This window comes from Saccharopolyspora sp. NPDC050389 (assembly GCF_040655595.1).
Taxonomy (GTDB): domain Bacteria; phylum Actinomycetota; class Actinomycetes; order Mycobacteriales; family Pseudonocardiaceae; genus Saccharopolyspora.
The window spans coordinates 1-1,470 of sequence record NZ_JBFAKG010000224.1 but is presented as its reverse complement, the minus strand read 5'-3'; the positions used below and the strand labels follow the sequence as shown (position 1 = coordinate 1,470).

Sequence of the window (1,470 nt, the reverse complement as noted above, 5' to 3'; positions counted from 1 at the left end):
GGCGGAGAGGAGGAGTTGGGCGACGTCGACGACCTCGACGGATTCGGAGGCGACCTTTTCGCTTTGGCGGGCGGTGAGGCCGTCGGAGAGCATGACCTTGCAGAACGGGCAGCCGGTGGCGATCTTCGTCGGTGCGGTGCCCAGTGCTTCGTCGACGCGTTCGACGTTGATGCGCTTGCCGATGCGTTCTTCCATCCACATCCGCGCCCCACCGGCGCCGCAGCACATCGAGCGGTCGGCGTGCCGCGGCATCTCCCGGAACGTCGCCCCCGAGGCGCCGACGAGGTCACGCGGCGGCGTGTAGACCTTGTTGTGCCGGCCCAGGTAGCAGGGGTCGTGGTAGGTGACGTCCTCGGCGACCGGCGCGACCGGCACCAGCCGCTTCTCCCGCACCAGCTTGTTCAGCAGCTGGGTGTGATGCACGACCTCGAAGTCACCACCGAGCTGCGAGTACTCGTTGGCCAGGGAGTTGAAGCAGTGCGCACACGTCGCGACGATCTTGCGCTTGCCCGGACCACGACCCTCGAACACCGAGTTCAACACTTCGACGTTCTGCTGGGCCAGCATCTGGAAGATGAACTCGTTACCCGCCCGGCGTGCGGGGTCACCGGTGCAGGTCTCCTCCGAGCCCAGCACCGTGTAGTTCACCCCGGCCAGGTGCAGCAGCTCCGCGACCGCGCGAGTGGTCTTCTTCGCCCGGTCCTCGAACGCGCCCGCGCACCCGACCCAGAACAGGTACTCCACATCCTCGCCGAGCTCACCGTCGAAGACCGGCACCTCGAAGTCCAGGTCCTCGGTCCACGCCAACCGGTCCTTGGCGTTCTGGCCCCACGGGTTGCCCTTGTTCTCCAGGTTCTTGAACATCCCGCCCAGCTCGGTCGGGAAGTTCGACTCGATCATCACCTGGTAACGGCGCATGTCCACGATGTGATCCACGTGCTCGATGTCCACCGGGCACTGCTCCACACACGCACCACACGACGTGCACGACCACAACACGTCCGGATCGATCACCCCGAGCTCCTCGGGACCACCGATCAGCGGCTTGTCGGCCTCGGCCAGCGCCAGCACGTCGATGCCCGCCAGCTTGGCCTCGGCACCATCACCGGTGATACCGACCTCGTCACCGGCCATGTCCTTGCGGCCACCGGCCAGCAGATACGGCGCCTTCGCATACGCGTGATCGCGCAGCGAGGTGATCAGCAGCTTCGGCGACAACGGCTTCCCGGTGTTCCACGCCGGGCACTGCGACTGACACCGACCGCACTCGGTGCAGGTGGTGAAATCCAGCCAGCCCTTCCACGAGAAGTCCTCGACCTTGCCCGCACCGAACACATCCGTGTCCGGGTCGGCCTCCTCGAAGTCCAGCGGCTTACCACCCGACATCATCGGCTTCACCGCACCCAGCGCGACATCACCATCAGCCTCACGCTTGAAGTAGATGTTGAAAAACGCGCTGAACCGATGCCA

At 65.6% G+C, this 1,470-nt stretch carries 1 protein-coding gene; it reads right to left on the bottom strand.

Annotation, left to right across the window (positions count from 1 at the left end; all coding sequences use genetic code 11):
- Positions 1-1,470, bottom strand: a 1,470-nt coding sequence (locus tag AB0I53_RS49560) for a (Fe-S)-binding protein (RefSeq protein WP_358618204.1), incomplete at both ends; no start/stop codon positions are given.